This window comes from Pararoseomonas sp. SCSIO 73927 (assembly GCF_037040815.1).
In the GTDB taxonomy this organism is placed as follows: domain Bacteria; phylum Pseudomonadota; class Alphaproteobacteria; order Acetobacterales; family Acetobacteraceae; genus Roseomonas.
Genome location: NZ_CP146232.1, coordinates 5,182,540 through 5,199,669, shown reverse-complemented (window position 1 = coordinate 5,199,669; position 17,130 = coordinate 5,182,540). Strand labels below are relative to the sequence as shown.

4 protein-coding genes are annotated in these 17,130 nt (G+C 72.9%); 1 reads left to right on the top strand and 3 read right to left on the bottom strand.

All coding sequences use genetic code 11. From position 1 onward, the window contains the following. Positions 1-86: 86 nt before the first annotated feature. Together VQH23_RS24575 and VQH23_RS24570 are read right to left on the bottom strand one after the other, a co-directional pair. Positions 87-2,123: a family 16 glycosylhydrolase gene (locus VQH23_RS24575; RefSeq protein ID WP_338663294.1), complete on the bottom strand. Its 2,037-nt coding sequence runs from the start codon at positions 2,121-2,123 to the stop codon at positions 87-89. A 122-nt stretch (positions 2,124-2,245) separates the two neighbouring features. Next, positions 2,246-2,938, bottom strand: a complete 693-nt coding sequence (locus VQH23_RS24570) for a sugar transferase (RefSeq protein WP_338663293.1) — start codon at positions 2,936-2,938, stop codon at positions 2,246-2,248. Between the two features lie 338 nt (positions 2,939-3,276). Here VQH23_RS24570 and VQH23_RS24565 point away from each other — a divergent pair, with 338 nt between their 5' ends. After that, positions 3,277-3,867: a polysaccharide biosynthesis/export family protein gene (locus VQH23_RS24565; RefSeq protein ID WP_338663292.1), complete on the top strand. Its 591-nt coding sequence runs from the start codon at positions 3,277-3,279 to the stop codon at positions 3,865-3,867. 160 nt (positions 3,868-4,027) lie between these two features. Here VQH23_RS24565 and VQH23_RS24560 read toward each other — a convergent pair whose 3' ends face one another. Beyond that, positions 4,028-17,068, bottom strand: coding sequence for an SdrD B-like domain-containing protein (locus VQH23_RS24560; protein ID WP_338663291.1), 13,041 nt, complete (start codon positions 17,066-17,068; stop codon positions 4,028-4,030). Positions 17,069-17,130: the final 62 nt, after the last annotated feature.

The window sequence follows — 17,130 nt, the reverse complement described above, 5'->3', positions numbered from 1 at the left end:
GCGGGACCACGTGATCCGCGCCCGGCCGGAAGAAATAGTGAAGCCCGCCGGACCGATGGCAGGAATCCCGACAGGGGGGAACCCGCTCAGCGCCGCTCCAGGGCCTCGCGCCAGCGCCCGGCCTCCAGGCCGATGACGGTGACGGCGGCCCCGCCCGCAGCCGCATCGGGCAGCGTCAGCCGCACCCCGCCCGGCACCGCGGCGGCCACCACCCCGGCCGGGTCGATCCCCTCCAGCCGCAGCCGGTCGCGGCCGGGCTCGAAATCTTCCACACGGTCCCGCCCGGCCTCGCCGCGCCGGAACACGAAGGTGTCCGCCCCGCCGCCGCCGCGCAGCACGTCGTCCCCCGGCCCGCCCGTGATCACGTCGTCGTCGCCGGATCCGGTGATGCGGTCGCCTCCCGGCCCGCCCTCCACCACCATTCCCAGCCCGGCCGGCTCCGGCCACCCCTCCACCGTGTCGTCTCCCGCACCGGTCGAGACGCGAATCCGGCTGCCCGGCGCCGCCTCCCAGCCCCGCGCCTCCGGCAGCCGCACCACGTCGTCCCCCGGCCCCGTCTCCACCGTGCCGGAACGCGCGCGCGCCACCGTTACCTCGGACCGCCCGCCCAGCCGCAGCGCGACCTCCGCGAGGTCGGAGAGGTGGAAGCTCCCGCCATCCTCGTCCTCCACGGAAACCGAGCGCACATCGCCCCAGCCGTTCCGCAGCGCCGCCTCGTAGCGGTCCGCCGCCCGGTCGTTCGTCACCTCCAGCCGCAGGAAGTCCGGCCCGGCGATGCCAAGATCCTCCATGGTGAAGCTCAGCCGCCCGGTGAGCCCGGCCGTGTAGCCGAACCGCCCGGAAAACCCGCCCGGCCCCGGCGCGCCGGCGAAGGTCACGCGCGGCGCCGCCGCGGAGGGGCGGGCAGGGGGGTGCCGGGGATGCGCGCGCACCCGGACATGGTCAACCTGCAGCACCCCCTCCGCGCTGCCGCGCCCACCCGGCCCGGCCACCGGGTCGTGCGCCCACTTGCCGCCGATCGCGAGGTTCAGCAGCAGGTACATCGGCCGCGGCGCCGCCCGCAGCAGCTCGGCGCGGAAGGGCGGGCGCTGCACCGCCGTCATCCGCCCGTCCACGTACCAGGCCACCCGCTCCGGCGACCACTCCATGGCGTAGGTGTGGAAGCCGTCCGAGGAGTCCACGAGGCCCTTCACCGTGACCCCCATCTGGAACACCTCGTCCGGCGCGCGCCCCAGCACCTCCGCCACGTCCAGCTCCGGCGGCCAGGCGTGGTCGGTCGGCAGCAGCCAGAAGGCGGGGAAGGTGCCCACCCCCGCCGGCATCCGCATCCGCGCCTCGAACCAGCCATAGGTCTGCGCGAAGCTGGCCTCCGTCGTCACCACGCCCGAGAGGTAGTCCCGCCCGCCCGTCACCCCCGCGAATTCCGGCCGCCTCGTGGCGGCGATGCCCAGCACCCCGGCGCGCACGCTGAAGGGGTCGATCCCCCGGCCACCCCAGGAGGGATCCACATAGGTCTGCCTGTCCTCCTCCGCGTTGCGGCGGCCATCCCCGTGGTACATCCGCGTGCGCCAGGTGCCCGCGCCGCGCGCGTCGAAGCGCGAGAGGCGGTCGAACCGGTCCTCGAAGGTCACGGGCCAAGCCGAGGGGTCCAGCGGCAGCTCGAAGGCCTCGTCCGGCAGTTCCGCCGCGCGCAGCCCCGCGAAGGTCAGGCTGGAATCCCCGACCGAGAGCCGCGCCCCCGCCGGCGTGTCGCGCAGCCCCGCCCGCAGCGAAGCCGCGTCCCGCGGCCCGGTCGCGATCCAGACCCGGTCCTCGCCCGGCCGGAACCCCTCCACCACGTCGTGGCCGCTGCCAGGGCCGAAGACCACGGCGTCGCGCCCGGGCCCTGGCCGCAGCACGTCATCCCCGCCCCGCCCATCCAGCACGTCGTCGCCCGGTCCACCCTCCAGCCGGTTCGGGCCCGCATTCCCCGCCAGGGCCCCGTCCTCCGGCCCCTCCAGCCGCGCATCGGCCGCGCCCGGCGGCAGGGCGAAGGGCGCGCGGTGATGGAGGCGCACGGCCCGTGCGCCCGGCGGCACCGGGATGGCCGGATCGCGCGCGTCGAAGACCCCGCCCTGCGGCAATGTCCCCCGCGCAGCCTCCTGAGCAACCCCGTGGCTAGTACCTTGGACGAGAGCGGCAACGGGAAGGAGGGCGAGGATCGCGGCGCGCAGAATCGGCCGACGGCGGATCAGCAGACGGCGGATCAGCAGGCGCCCCGGCCCTTCAGCACCGCGCCGACCGTCCGGCCCAGCAGCGCCAGGTCTCGCCGCACAGAGGGGTTCCGCACGTAGTCCACGTCCAACCGCACACGCTCCGCGTAGCCCGTGGCGGAGCGGCCGGAGACCTGCCACGGCCCCGTCAGCCCCGGGCGCACCTGCACGTACCAGCGCGCATCCGCCCCGTAGAAGGTGGACAGCTCGTCCTTCGTCACCGGGCGCGGCCCGACGAGGCTCATCTCTCCGCGCAGCACGTTGAAGAGCTGCGGCAGCTCGTCGAGCGAGGAGACGCGGAGGAACCGCCCGAGCGCCGTCACCCGCGGATCCCGCCGCAGCTTGCGGGTGGCCTCCCACTCCGCGCGCGCCCCCGGGTCCGTCCGCAGAAGCTCCGCCAGGGCCGCGTCCGCGTCCGGCCGCATGGAGCGGAACTTGAGGCAGCGAAAGACCCGGCCGCCGCGGCCGACGCGCGGGTGGCCGAACAGCGCCGCCCCGCCATCCAGCCGCACGGCCACAAAAAGCAGCAGAAGGAGCGGCGCGAGGACCGCCAGGAGAAGGAGGGCCGTCCCGAGGTCGAGACCGCGCTTCACCCCCTCAGGCCGTGCTGCCGCCCGCTCCGCCCGGAAATCAGGTGCCCCACTGCCGGAGATATCGTCACGGAAAAGAGCGAGCCCGTCCGGCATCGACAAGTTCCATCCACCGCGTGTTAATGTCTCGTTCACTTACAACAAAGCGGAGAGAGTGAAAGTTTTTTAGACACTCTTCACGGTTTCGTTAATCCGGGAACCTTGTTCCCCGGTGCGGCGCGCGGAAGCGATCTACTCTGCCGCAAGTACCTGAGCCGCCGCCGCGAGTGCTTGAAGTTACCGTCTCGTTACTGTGGGCGTCTTTCCATTGCGGCGGCCGGCGTTCTCATCCGGAGCACACGCTCAACGGTCCCGCTTGCCCACGCCCACTTGATCGTGGGCGAATCGTCCCGGTAAGTGGCCGCATGATTCCCGACTCCCCCGGAGCGAGACCGATGGCGGCGGAGCGCGCCTCGGGCCGCCGGGGAAGGCGCTCCGTCCTGGCCCTTGTCCTCGCGGCCGGCGCGCTCCCGGCCTGCGACCCGGCCCGCGGTTTCCTCCCCCTTCCGCCCGCCGCCACGGGCCCCTACCGCCTCGCCGCCGGCGACGAGGTGCGGGTCACCGTCTTCGAGGAGGCGCGCCTCTCCGGCACCTTCCGGGTCGGGGATGCCGGCGCCATCTCCATCCCGCTGCTCGGCCCCGTGCCCGCCACCGGCCTCACCGTCTCCGCCCTGCGCGAGGAGATCGACCGGGAGATCAAGCGCCGCGGCTTCCTCGACGAGCCGCGGACGGCGGTGGAGGTGGTGGCCTACCGCTCCGTTTTCGTGCTGGGCGAGGTGGAGCGCGGCGGCGCCTTCGCCTGGCAGCCCGGCCTCACCGCCCTCGCGGCCGTCGCCCTGGCGGGTGGCTTCTCGCCCCGCGCGGTGCGCGACCGGCTGGTGATCCAGCGGGCCGCGGAGGGCGAGGCGCGGCGCGAGTACCTCGCGGGCCGCGACGCCGTGCTCGAGCCGGGCGACGTCCTGACGGTCCTCGAGCGGCGCTTCTGAGGCGTCGGGCGGCGCGCCGGCGCCGCCCCTCCACCGTTCCAGGCCGCGCTTGGCCCCCCCTGCGCGGGACGGCCACGCCCGTCCCCCCGGAAAGGAGAGGGGGGCCGGACATTCCGTCCGGCCCCCCTCCGTTCTTCCATCTGCCGCTCGGGCGGGATCGTCAGGTGAAGGTGATCCCGTGATGGTCCGGGGCGGTCAGCAGCACCAGCGGGGCCGGCGGGCCTTCCGCTTCCACGAAGCCCTGCGAGACCGGCACCTCCGCCGCACCGGTGAAGCGCGCGAACCAGTTCTGCGCCAGCACCGGCACCACCGCGTCCCCGCTGACGATCGAGCCCGGCGCATCCGCGGTGGAGGCGACGAAGCGGACGCCCGGCAGCACGTCGTTGGCGGTGGATCCCTGGAACACCCCGTTGTTCAGGATGAAGCCGGAGTTGTCGTCCAGGTAGAGCGCCATCTGCCCCTGCTCCGTGCGCTCCACCACCTGGAACCGCGTGAAGCCGTAGATGGTCAGCGTGTCGCCCTCGTTCGGGTTGAAGTCCAGCATGAAGTCCACGCCGTCCCCGGCCTGCCAGACGAAGGCGTCCGCCCCGCCATTGCCCTCGATCACGTCGCCGAAGACGATGCCGGTCACGCGGCCCGCAGCGTTCAGGCTCATCCGCCCGTCATCCTGGCCGCCGATGACGATGTCGGTGCCCTCGGCGCCCTGCAGCGAGTCGTTGCCGGTGCCGCCGACCACGATGTCGTCGCCCGTGTTGCCCGTCAGGATGTCGTTGCCGCTGCCGCCGAACAGGGTGTCGTTGTCTCCCTCTCCCTGCATGTTGTCGTTCCCGGCGCCGGATTGCAGCAGGTCGTTCCCGGCCCCGCCCTCGCCGATGTCGTCGCCGGCACCGCCGAAGATGGTGTCGTTCCCCTCCTGGCCCTGGACGTTGTCGTTCCCGTTGCCACCGCTCAGGAAGTCGTCGCCCGCCAGGCCATTCAGCGAGTCCTCGCCCTCCTCGCCGTAGAGGGCGTCGTTGCTGCCCAGCCCGTTGATCGAGTCGTTGCCCGCCCCGCCGAAGATGTGGTCGGAGTCAGGGGTGCCGGGGAACCCGTCCGGACCGTCCGTGAGGTTGGTGGGCGGCACCAGCCCGGTCAGCGGATCGAGCGCGAGCACCAGCCCCACCGTGCTGCGGAGGTCGGAGGTGTTGGCCCCGAGCGTGACCACCAGGCTGGACACCCCGTTCACCGGGGATGCGTCGCTGTCCAGGAACTCGGTCCCGCCCGCGTCCTGCAGGGTGAAGGCCGTCCCGATCAGCGGCGCGAACTGCACCCGGTAGCTCCCGGCGGCGAGGCCGGTGAAGTAGTAGTTCCCGCCCTCATCCGTCGTCGTCACCGGCCCGAGCACCGCGCCGTTGGCGTCGAGCAGTCGCACCTCCACCCCGGCCAGCCCGGCCTCCCCCGCATCGCGGAGGCCGTTGCCGTTGGCGTCGATGTAGGCGTTGCCGCCCACCTGCGCGGTGATCTGGAACAGCCCCGCCGCCAGGTCGTCCAGGTTCGAGCCCGGCGCCAGCGTGAGAAGCGGCGTGCGGCCGTCCCTCGGGGTCACGTCGCTGTCGATGGTGTCGTCGGTGCCGACGTTCCGCGGGCTGAAGCCGTAGCCCGTGGGCGCGACGAACCCCACTTGGTAGCGGCCGGCGGCAACCTCCCCGAAGCTGTAGGTGCCGTCCGCCCCCGTGGTGGTGGTGGCCGCCACCGTGCCGTCCGGGTTCAGCAGCTGGACGGTGATCCCCGCCAGCCCGTCCTCCCCGAGGTCGCGGATGCCGTTGCGGTTGCTGTCCAGGAAGGCAAAGTCGTTCGCCCCCCCGATCGTGGCCGGCACGAAGAGGCCTGCCGCGACGTTGTTCACCACCCCGCCCGGCCCGACCGTGACCAGCTCCGTGCGCCCGGTGCCCGGGGCCGCGTCGCTGTCCACCGCGTCGTTCGCGCCGACATCCGCCGGGCTGAAGACCGCGCCCGTGGGGGCCACGAACTCCACCTGGTACTGCCCCGGCGCCACCCCCGCGAAGGTGTAGGTCCCGTTTGCCGCCGTCGTGGTGGTGGCCAGCACCGACCCGTCCGGGTTCAGCAGGCGGACGGTGACGCCCGCCAGCCCCGCCTCGCCGGCGTCGCGGATGCCGTTCCGGTTGTTGTCCGCGAAGACCACGTCGCCCGACCCCCCGAAGCTGCCGGGCACGAAGAGCCCCGCCGCCAGGTTGTCGATCGTCGTGCCGGGGTTGAGGGTGAGGAATGGGCTGGTCCCGTCCCTCGGCGTCACGTCGCTGTCGATCGTGTCGTCCGGCCCGATGTTGCGGGGGCTGAAGGTGGCGCCGTTCGGGGCCACGAACTGCACCTGGTACTGCCCCGCGGCCAGGCCGGTGAAGCTGTAGTTCCCGTTCGCCCCCGTGGTCGTGGTGGCGGCCACGGTGCCGTCCGTGTTCAGCAGCCGCACCGTGATCCCGGCCAGCCCCGTCTCGCCGGCATCGCGGATGCCGTTCCGGTTGTTGTCCGCGAAGACGAAGTCGTTCGCCCCGGTGATGGAGGCCGGCACGAAGAGGCCTGCCGCCAGGTCGTTGATGTTGCTCCCCGGCGCGAGGGTGAGCAGCGGCGTGCGCCCGTCCCTCGGCGAGACGTCGCTGTCGATGGTGTCGTCCGGCCCGACGTTGCGGGGGCTGAAGGTGGCGCCGTCGGGCCCCACGAACTGCACCTGGTACTGCCCCGGCGCGACCCCCGTGAAGGAGTAGGCGCCGGTCCGGGTGGTGGTGGTGGTCGCCGCCACCGTCCCGTCGGGATTGAGCAGCTGGACGGTGATCCCGGCCAGCCCCGCCTCCCCGGCGTCACGGATGCCGTTCCGGTTGTTGTCCGCGAAGACGAAGTTGTTGCCCCCGCTGATCGAGGCCGGCACGAAGAGCCCGGCGGCCACGTTGCTGACGACGCCGCCCGGCCCGACCGTAATCAGCTCCGTGCGCCCGGTGCCCGGGGCCGCGTCGCTGTCCACCGTGTCGTCCGCGCCGACATCGGCCGGGCTGAAGGTGGCACCGTTGGGTGCAACGAACTGAACCTGGTACTGCCCCGGCGCCACCCCCGCGAAGTTGTAGCTCCCGTCCGCCCCCGTGGTGGTGGTGGCCGCCACGCTGCCGTCGGCGTTCAGCAGTTGCACCGTGAGGCCGGCCAGCCCGCCCTCGCCGGCGTCGCGCACGCCGTTCCGGTTGTTGTCCGCGAAGGCCAGGTTGCCCGTGCCTCCGAAGCCGCCGGGCACGAAGAGCCCCGCCGCCAGATTGTCGATCGTCCCGCCCGGAGAGACCGTGACCAGCCCCGTGCGCCCGGTGCCCGGGGCCGCGTCGCTGTCCACCGTGTCGTCGCCCGCATCGGCAGGGCTGAAGGTGGCACCGTTCGGGGCCACGAACTGCACCTGGTACTGCCCCGGCGCGACCCCGGCGAAGGAGTAGGTCCCGTCCGCCCGCGTCGCCGTGGTGGCCGCCACCGTTCCGTCCGGGTTCAGCAGCTGGACGGTGATGCCCGCCAGCCCGCCTTCCCCGGCGTCACGGATGCCGTTCCGGTTGTTGTCCGCGAAGACGATGTCGCCCGCCCCGGTGATCCCGCCCGGCACGAAGAGGCCCGCGGCCAGGTCGTTGATCGCGCTCCCCGGTGCGAGGGTGAGCAGCGGCGTGCGGCCATCCCTCGGCGACACGTCGCTGTCGATCGTGTCGTCCGGCCCCACATTGCGCGGGCTGAAGGTGGCGCCGTTCGGCGCCACGAACTGCACCTGGTACTGCCCGGGGGTCACGCCCGCGAAGGAGTAGGTCCCGTCCGCCCCCGTGCTGGTGGTGGCCGCCACGGTGCCGTCCGGGTTCAGCAGCTGGACGGTGATGCCCGCCAACCCGCCTTCCCCGGCGTCGCGCACGCCGTTCCGGTTGTTGTCCGCGAAGACAAAGTCGTTCGCCCCGCTGATGGAGGCCGGCAGGAAGATGCCGGCGGCCACGTTGTTCACCACCCCACCCGGCCCGACCGTGATCAGGTCCGTGCGCCCGGTGCCCGGGGCCGCGTCGCTGTCCACCGCGTCGTCCGTGCCGGCATTCGCAGGGCTGAAGGTGGCGCCGTTGGGCGCCACGAACTGCACCTGATACTGCCCCGGCGCGACCCCGGCGAAGGAGTAGGTCCCGTTCGCCGCCGTCGTTGTGGTGGCCGCCACCGTCCCGTCCGGGTTCAGCAGCTGCACCGTGAGCCCGGCCAGCCCGCCCTCGCCGGCATCGCGGATGCCGTTCCGGTTGTTGTCGGCGAAGGCCAGGTTGCCGCGGCCGGTGAAGGCCGCGGGCACGAAGAGGCCCGCCGCCAGGTTGTCCAGCGTCCCCCCGGGGCCGATCTCGACGAGGGAAGACAGCCCGGTGCCCGGTGCGGCATCGCTGTCCACCGTGTCGTCGGTCCCGACATCGGCCGGGCTGAAGGTGGCCCCGTTCGGCGCCACGAACTGCACCTGGTACTGCCCGGGCGTCACGCCCGCGAAGCCGTAGGTGCCGTCCGCCCGAGTGGTGGTGGTGGCCGCCACGGTGCCGTCCGGGTTCAGCAGCCGCACCGTGATCCCGGCCAGCCCGCCTTCCCCGGCATCACGGATGCCGTTGTTGTTGTTGTCCGCGAAGACGATGTCGCCTGCTCCGCCCACGCTCGCCGGCACGAAGAGGCCGGCGGCGACGTTGCTGACCACCCCGCCCGTCCCGACCGTGATCAGCCCCGTGCGCCCGGTGCCCGGGGCCGCGTCGCTGTCCACCGTGTCGTCAGTCCCGACATCGGCCGGGCTGAAGGTGGCGCCGTTCGGGGCCACGAACTGCACCTGGTACTGCCCCGGTGCCACCCCGGCGAAGGAATAGGTCCCGTCCGCCCCCGTGGTGGTGGTGGCGGCCACGCTGCCATCGGCGTTCAGAAGCTGCACGGTCAGCCCGGCCAGCCCGCCCTCGCCGGCGTCGCGCACGCCGTTCCGGTTGTTGTCGGCGAAGGCCAGGTTGCCCGGTCCGCCGAAGTTGCCGGGCACGAAGAGCCCCGCCGCCAGGTTGTCGATCGTCCCGCCCGGGCTGAGGGTGATGAGCGGGGTGGTCCCATCCCTCGGCGCCACGTCGCTGTCGATCGTGTCGTCATCTCCCGCGTTGCGCGGGCTGAAGGTGGCCCCATCGGGCGCCACGAACTGCACCTGGTACTGCCCGGGCGCGACCCCGGCGAAGGAGTAGGTGCCGTCCGCCCGCGTGGCCGTGGTGGCCGCCACGGTCCCGTCCGGGTTCAGCAGCCGCACGGTCACCCCGGCCAGCCCGCCTTCCCCGGCGTCGCGGATGCCGTTGTTGTTGTTGTCCGCGAAGACGAAGTCATTCGCCCCGGTGATGGAGGCCGGCACGAAGAGCCCCGCCGCGAAGTCGTTCAGCGTGGCGCCGGAGTTGAGGGTGAGGAGCGGGGAGCGCCCGTCCCTCGGCGAGACGTCGCTGTCGATCGTGTCGTCCGGCCCGACGTTGCGCGGGCTGAAGGTGGCGCCATTGGGCGCCACGAACTGCAGCTGGTACTGCCCGGGCGTCACGTTCGCGAAGCCGTAGGTCCCGTCCGCCCGCGTGGTGGTGGTGGCCGCCACGCTGCCGTCGGCGTTCAGCAGCTGGACGGTGATGCCCGCCAACCCGCCTTCCCCGGCATCGCGCACGCCGTTCCGGTTGTTGTCCGCGAAGACGAAGTCGTTCGCCCCGCCGATGGTGACCGGCACGAAGGCGCCGGCCGAGACATTGGCCGCGCTGCCCCCGGAGGCGAGGTTGAAGGCCGCCGTCCGCCCGCCCGCGCCCGCGTCGCTGTCCACCGCGTCGTCGCCGCCCCGGTCCTGACCGGTGAACACCGCGCCGGCCGGCCCGGTGAACTGCACCTGGTAGGTGCCGGGCGCGACCCCGGCGAAGGAGTAGGCGCCGCCCGCGCCCGTGGTGGTGGTGGCCACCACGGCCCCGGCCTCGTTAAGCAGCTGCACGGTCTGGTCGGCGATCCCGGCCTCGTTCGCGCCGCGGATCCCGTCGCCGTTGGTGTCGGTGAAGAAGCTGCCGGAGACGGTGACGGGCGTGAAGATGCCCGCGGAGACGTTCGGGATGCTTCCGCCGGAGGCAAGGGTGAAGGTACCGCTGCGCCCGCCCGTGTCCGCATCGCTGTCCACCGCGTCGTCGCCGCCCCGGTCCTGGGCGGTGAAGACGGTGCCGGCCGGACCGACGAACTGCACCTGGTAGGTGTCCGGCCCGACGCCGCCGAAGCTGTAGCCGCCATCCGCGCCCGTGGTGGTGGTGGCCACCACGGCGCCCGCGCTGTTGAGGAGCTGGACGGTGGTGCCGGCGACGCCGGCCTCGCCCGCGCCGCGGATGCCGTCGCCGTTGGTGTCGGTGAAGACGTTGCCGGAGACGGTGACGGGGGTGAAGCTGCCCGCCGAGACATTGGCCGCGCTACCGCCGGAGGCGAGGGTGATCGGGGCCGACCGCCCGTTGGCGCCGACGTCGCTGTCCACCGCATCGTCCGTGCCCTGGTCGCGGGCGGTGAAGACGGTGCCGGTGGCGGCGGCGAACTGCACCTGGTAGGTGCCGGGCGCGAGGTTGGCGAAGGAGTAGGCGCCGCCCGCGCCGGTCGTGGTGGTGGCCACCACGTTCCCGGCCGCGCTCAGCAGCTGCACGGTCTGGCCGGCCACGCCCGCCTCGCCGGTGCCCTGGATGCCGTCGCCGTTGGTGTCGGTGAAGGAGGTGCCGGAGATGGAGGTCGGGGCGAAGAAGCCGGCCGAGACGTTCGCCACCGCCTGGCCGGAGCCGACGACGACGGAGCCGGTGCGGCCAGTCGCGCCGACATCGCTGTCGATTGCGTCGTTCCCGCCCTGGTCCTGGCCGGTGAACACGGTGCCGGCCGGCCCGGTGAACTGCACCTGGTAGGTGCCGGGCGCGACGCCGGTGAAGAGGTAGGCGCCGGTATCGGAGGTGGTGGTGGTGGCCACCACCGTGCCGTCGGCCGCGAGGAGCTGCACGGCAACCCCCGCCGCGCCCGCCTCGCCGCCGCTCAGCACGCCATCCCCGTTCGCGTCCACGAAGGCGCTGCCGCTCACCGTCGTCGGCGTGAACACGCCCGCCGAGACGTTCGCCGCGCTCCCGCCGGAAGCCAGGGTAAAGCTGGACGTCACGCCGCCGGCGCCGACGTCGCTGTCCACGGTGTCGTCGGTGCCCACGTCCCGGGTGGTGAACACCGTCCCGGCCGGCCCGTTGAACCGCACCTGGTAGGTGCCGGGCGTCACGTTCGCGAAGGCGTAGGCCCCCGCGCCGGAGGTGGTGGTGGTCGCGACCACGGCGCCCGCGCTGTTGAGGAGCTGGACGGTGGTGCCGGCGACGCCGGCCTCGCCCGCGCCGCGGATGCCGTCGCCGTTGGTGTCGGTGAAGACGTTGCCGGAGACGGTGACGGGGGTGAAGCTGCCCGCCGAGACATTGGCCGCGCTACCGCCGGAGGCGAGGGTGATCGGGGCCGACCGCCCGTTGGCGCCGACGTCGCTGTCCACCGCATCGTCCGTGCCCTGGTCGCGGGCGGTGAAGACGGTGCCGGTGGCGGCGGCGAACTGCACCTGGTAGGTGCCGGGCGCGAGGTTGGCGAAGGAGTAGGCGCCGCCCGCGCCGGTCGTGGTGGTGGCCACCACGTTCCCGGCCGCGCTCAGCAGCTGCACGGTCTGGCCGGCCACGCCCGCCTCGCCGGTGCCCTGGATGCCGTCGCCGTTGGTGTCGGTGAAGGAGGTGCCGGAGATGGAGGTCGGGGCGAAGAAGCCGGCCGAGACGTTCGCCACCGCCTGGCCGGAGCCGACGACGACGGAGCCGGTGCGGCCAGTCGCGCCGACATCGCTGTCGATTGCGTCGTTCCCGCCCTGGTCCTGGCCGGTGAACACGGTGCCGGCCGGCCCGGTGAACTGCACCTGGTAGGTGCCGGGCGCGACGCCGGTGAAGAGGTAGGCGCCGGTATCGGAGGTGGTGGTGGTGGCCACCACCGTGCCGTCGGCCGCGAGGAGCTGCACGGCAACCCCCGCCGCGCCCGCCTCGCCGCCGCTCAGCACGCCATCCCCGTTCGCGTCCACGAAGGCGCTGCCGCTCACCGTCGTCGGCGTGAACACGCCCGCCGAGACGTTCGCCGCGCTTCCGCCGGAAGCCAGGGTGATCGCCGCCGTCCGCCCGTTCGCCGGGCTGGCGTCGCTGTCCACCGCATCATTGCCGCCCTGATCCTGGGCCGAGAACACGGTGCCGGCCGGCGTGACGAAGCCGACCTGATAGGTGCCGGGCGTCACGCCGGTGAAGGAGTAGGTGCCGTTGGCGGAGGTGGTGGTGGTGGCCACCACCGCGCCCGCCGCGTTCAGTAGCTGCACGGTCTGGCCGGCCACGCCCGCCTCGCCGGTGCCCTGGATGCCGTCGCCGTTGGTGTCGGCGAAGACGGTGCCGCCGAGGCTCACCGTCGTGAAGCTGCCCGCCGAGATGTTCGTCGCGGCCTGGCCTGAGGCGAGGGTGATCGGCGCCGTGCGGCCGGTCGTCGGCGCCACGTCGCTGTCCACCGCGTCGTTGCCGCCCTGATCCTGGGCGGTGAACACCGCCCCGGCCGGTGCCGCGAACTGCACCTGGTAGGTGCCGGGCGGCAGGCCGGTGAAGGAGTAGGCGCCGCCCGCCCCGGTGGTGGTGGTGGCCACCACGTTCCCCGCCGTGTTCAGCAGCTGCACGGCCTGGCCGGAGGTCCCCGTCTCCCCTGCGCCCTGCACGCCGTCGGCGTTCGCGTCCGTAAAGGCGGTGCCGCTGAGGCTGACCGGGACGTAGGTGCCGGCCGAGATGTTGGCCGCGGACCCGCCGGAGGTGAGGGTGAGGAGCCCGGTCCGCCCGGTGGCCGGGTTCGCGTCGCTGTCCACCGCCGAGTTGGTGCCCTGGTCCTGCGCGGTGAACAGGCTGCCGGCAGGGGCGGAGAACTGCACCTGGTACTGCCCGGGCGGCAGGCCGTTGAAGGCGTAGGCGCCGCCCGCGCCGGTGGTGGTGGTGGCCACCAGGTTGCCCGCCGCGTTCAGCAGCTGCACCGTCTGGCCGGTGACCCCGGCGTCGTTCCCGCCCTGGATGCCGTCCCCGTTGGAGTCGACGAAGACGCGCCCGCTGACGCTCACCGGCACGAAGATGCCGGCCCCGATATTGGAGATGGTGCCGCCCTGGGCGACGGTGATGCTGCCGCTGCGCCCGGCGGCGTTCACGTCGCTGTCGATCGCTTCGTTGCCGCCCGCGTCCTGGGCGGTGAACACCGTGCCCCCCGGCGCGACGAACTGCACCTGGTAAGTGCCGGGCGCCACCCCCGTGAAGGCGTAGGTGCCGTTCGCGTCCGTGGTGCTCGTCGCCACCACCGTGCCCGCGCCGTTCACCAGCTGCACCCGCGCGTTGGCCACCCCGGCCTCGCCCGCGTCGCGCACGCCGTTCCCGTTGGCGTCCACGAAGAAGATGTTCCCCGTGCCCGTCGCCGCCGGGGTGTAGACGCCGGCGCCGATGTTCACGACCGTCCGCCCGGAGACAAGCGAGATGACCGCGGTCGTCCCCGTGGTCTGGTTCGCGTCGCTGTCGAAGTTGTCGTTCGTGCCCTGGTCCTGGGCGGTGAACACCGTGCCGTTCGGGGCCACGAACTGCACCTGGTACTGCCCCGGCGCCAGCCCGCTGAAGGAGTAGGCGCCGCCCGTGCCCGTGGTGGTGGTCGCCACCACCGCCCCGCTCTCCGCCAGCAGCCGCACCGTGGCGCCGGTCACGCCGGCCTCGCCCGGCTCGCGGACGCCGCTGGCATCCGCGTCGTTGAACACCACGCCCGAGATCGAGACGGGAACGAAGGTGCCCGCCGACACGTTGGCCACGGCCTGGCCGGAGGCCACGGTGATGTTCCCCGTGCGCCCGGTCGCGGCGCTCACGTCGCTGTCCGCCGCGTCGTTGGTGCCCTGGTCCTGGGCGGTGAAGGCGCTGCCGGCCGGCGCGACGAAGCCCACCTGGTACGTGCCGGGCGCCACGTTGGCGAAGGAGTAGGCGCCGTTGGCCCCGGTCGTCGTGCTGGCGACCACGACCCCGGCGGCGTTCAGCAGCTGCACGGTCTGCCCGGCAACGCCCGCCTCGCCCCCGCCCTGGATACCGTCCCCGTTGTTGTCGAGGAAGCCCACGCCGCTGATCGTCGCCGGGACATAGGCACCGGCCGAGATGTTCGGCGCCGACTGGCCGGAGGTGAGGGTGATGAGCTCCGTGCGGCCGTTCGCGTTGGCGTCGCTGTCCACCGCCGCGTTGCCGCCCTGGTTCCGGGCCGTGAACACCGCGCCGGCCGGCGCGGCGAACTGCACCTGGTAGGTGCCCGGGGCGATGTTGGTGAAGGCGTAGGCGCCGCTCGCGGCGGTGGTGGTGGTGGCCACCACGCCGCCCGCCGCGTTCAGCAGCTGGACCGTCCGCCCGGCGATGCCCGGCTCGCCGGCGCCGAGGATGCCGTCCCCGTTCACGTCCGTGAAGAAGCTGCCGGCGATGGAAACCGGGGTGAACACGCCCGCCGAGGTGGTGATGTTGCTGCCGCCGGAGAGGATGACGATGTTGCCCGTCCGCCCGGTCGCGGGATCGGCGTCGCTGTCCAGCGCCAGGTCCAGGCCCTGGTTCTGCGGGCTGAACACCGTGCCGTTCGGCGCCACGAACTGGACCTGGTAGGTCCCCGGCGCCACGTTGGTGAAGCTGTAGTTGCCGAGCGACGAGGTCGTCGTCGTCGCGACAACCGCGCCCGAGCCGTTGATCAGCTGCACCGTCGCCCCCGCGACCACCGGCGCGAGGGGGTTGCGGAGGCCATTGCCGTTCACGTCGTTGAACACGCTGCCGGCGATCGTGCCCGGCACGAAGCTGCCGGCCGAGAGGTTGGACACGGTGCCGCCGGAGATGAGGGTGATCGCGGCGCTGCGGCCGTCGGCCGCCACATCGCTGTCCACCGCGTCGTTCGTGCCCTGGTCCTGCCCGGTGAAGGTGCTGCCGAGCGGGGCGAGGAACCGCACCTGGTAGGTGCCGGGGGTGACGCCGAGGAAGGAGTAGGCGCCGCCGAGGCCGGTGAGGGTGGTGGCCACCACGTTGCCCGCGGGGTTCAGCAGCTGCACGGTCTGGCCGACGATCCCCAGCTCGCCCGCGCCCTGCACGCCGTCCCCGTTCACGTCCACGAAGCCCACGCCGCTGACCGTCGCCGGCACGTAGGACCCGGCCGAGACGTTGGTGGCGGTCCCGCCGGAGGCCAGGGTGAGGTTGGCGCTGCGGCCCAGCGCGTTCACGTCGCTGTCCACGGCATCGTTGCCGCCCTGGTCCTGCGGGCTGAAGGTCGAGCCGGTCAGCACGGGGAACTGCACCGCGTAGGTCCCGGGCTGCAGGCCGGTGAAGGAGTAGGCCCCGTTCGCCCCGGTGGTGGTGGTCGCGACCGGCAGGCCGAGCGCGTTCACCAGCGTCACGGTCTGGCCGGCGATTCCCGCCTCGCCCGTGCCCTGGATGCCGTCCGCGTTCGCGTCCACGAAGGCGGTGCCAGAGACGGAGACGGGCGTGAACACGCCGGCCGAGAGGTTGGTGGTGCTGCCGCCGGCGACGAGGACGAAGCTGCCCGTGCGCCCGTTGGCGCCGGCATCGCTGTCCACCGCCGCGTTCAGCCCCTGGTTCTGCAGCGTGAACACCGTGCCGCTGGGCGCGACGAACTGCACCTGGTAGGTGCCGGGCGCGACCCCGGTGAAGGAGTAGGCGCCGGTGGCGCTGCTCGTGGTGGTCGCCACCACCGCGCCGGAGGTGTTCACCAGCTGCACGGTGGCGCCCGCCACCGCCGTGTCCCCGGTGCCGCGGATGCCGTCGCCGTTGCTGTCCGTGAAGACGGCGCCGGAGACGGTGGCCGGCACGAAGCTGCCCGCGGCGACGTTGGTCACGCTGCCGCCGGAGTTGAGCACGATGGGCGCGGTGCGGCCGTTGGCCCCCACGTCGCTGTCCACCGCGTCGTTCGTGCCCTGGTCCTGCGCCGTGAACACCGTGCCGGTGGGGGAGGAGAACTGCACCGTGTAGGTGCCGGGCGTCACGTTGTTGAAGCTGTAGGCGCCGAGGAGGGAGGTGGTCGTCGTCGCCACCACCGTGCCCGCGCTGTTCAGCAGCTGCACGGTCTGGCCGGCGAGGGCCGGCTCGAGCAGGTCCTGCGTGCCGCTGCCGTTCGTGTCGTTGAAGGCGAAGCCGCTGATCGACCCGGGCGTGAAGATCCCGGCGTTGACGGATCCGGTGCTGCCCGCCGCCAGCGTGACCGTGCCGCTGCCCGTGCTGTTCACCCCGCTGCCGGAGGCGCCGGAGGCGGTGGGGGAGAAGCTGTTGCCGCTCGGCGCCGTGAAGCGCACGCTGTAGGTGCCCGCCGGCACGTTATTGAAGTCGTAGCGGCCGTTCGCGTCCGTCACGTCCGTGCTGACGAGGACGTTGCTCGCGTTGAACAGACGCACGGTCACGCCGGACACGCCGCCATCCGCCGTCCCCCGGGTGCCGTCCGCGTTCGCGTCCAGGAACACCGTGCCGGAGAGATTCGCCGGCGCCGTGTCGAAGCCGACGATCCGGTTCGTCTCCGTGTCCGTCGCCGTGACGACCACGGGCGACTCCTGCTGCCCCGCCGTCAGCGGGATGTTCACAGGGGAGGAGGCAATGTTGCCGAACTCGAAGGCCGGGCTCGGCGTCGTCATCACCACCCGGTTGTAGCCGAGCGTGGGCGAGGTGAAGTTGATGTTGACGAAGAGGGTGCCGTCCGCGCCCTGGGAGCCGCTCGCGCCGGACGCCACTTGGGCGCCGGTGATCTGATAGACGAGGGTGGTGCCGTTGTAGAAGCTAATGGTGTTGCCGGCATCCACCGAGCCCCACTCGAGGCCGAAGTAGCGCTGCACGCTGGCGTAGTTGACGGTGGCGCCCTGGGTCGATCCCACGGCGAAGTAGTTTCCGGCCTCGCCGTAGGGCGTGGCCGCCGTGCCGCTCTGCGTGCCGTGGTACACGCCGGAGGTGCCGGCAAAGGTGATGGTGTTGCCGGATCCGAAGCGGAGGATGCTGTCCGTCACCTCCCCCGTGATCGTCGATGTCCCGAGCGTGAGTAGCGTGACGTTGCTGTTGCCGGGAATGGCGCCGAGGGTCGTGTTGACGGTGACGGCCATGTTTTTCACAGCTCCGGATCGAGGGTGGCGTTTCTGCTGGGCTGCCGCCGGGCGGGGAGGGG

What these genes read in the sequence shown, in the direction of transcription:
- VQH23_RS24570 (WP_338663293.1), bottom strand. Translation starts at nt 2,938, where the DNA reads ATGCCGGACGGGCTCGCTCTTTTCCGTGACGATATCTCCGGCAGTGGG.
- VQH23_RS24565 (WP_338663292.1), top strand. Translation starts at nt 3,277, where the DNA reads ATGGCGGCGGAGCGCGCCTCGGGCCGCCGGGGAAGGCGCTCCGTCCTG.
- VQH23_RS24560 (WP_338663291.1), bottom strand. Translation starts at nt 17,068, where the DNA reads ATGGCCGTCACCGTCAACACGACCCTCGGCGCCATTCCCGGCAACAGC.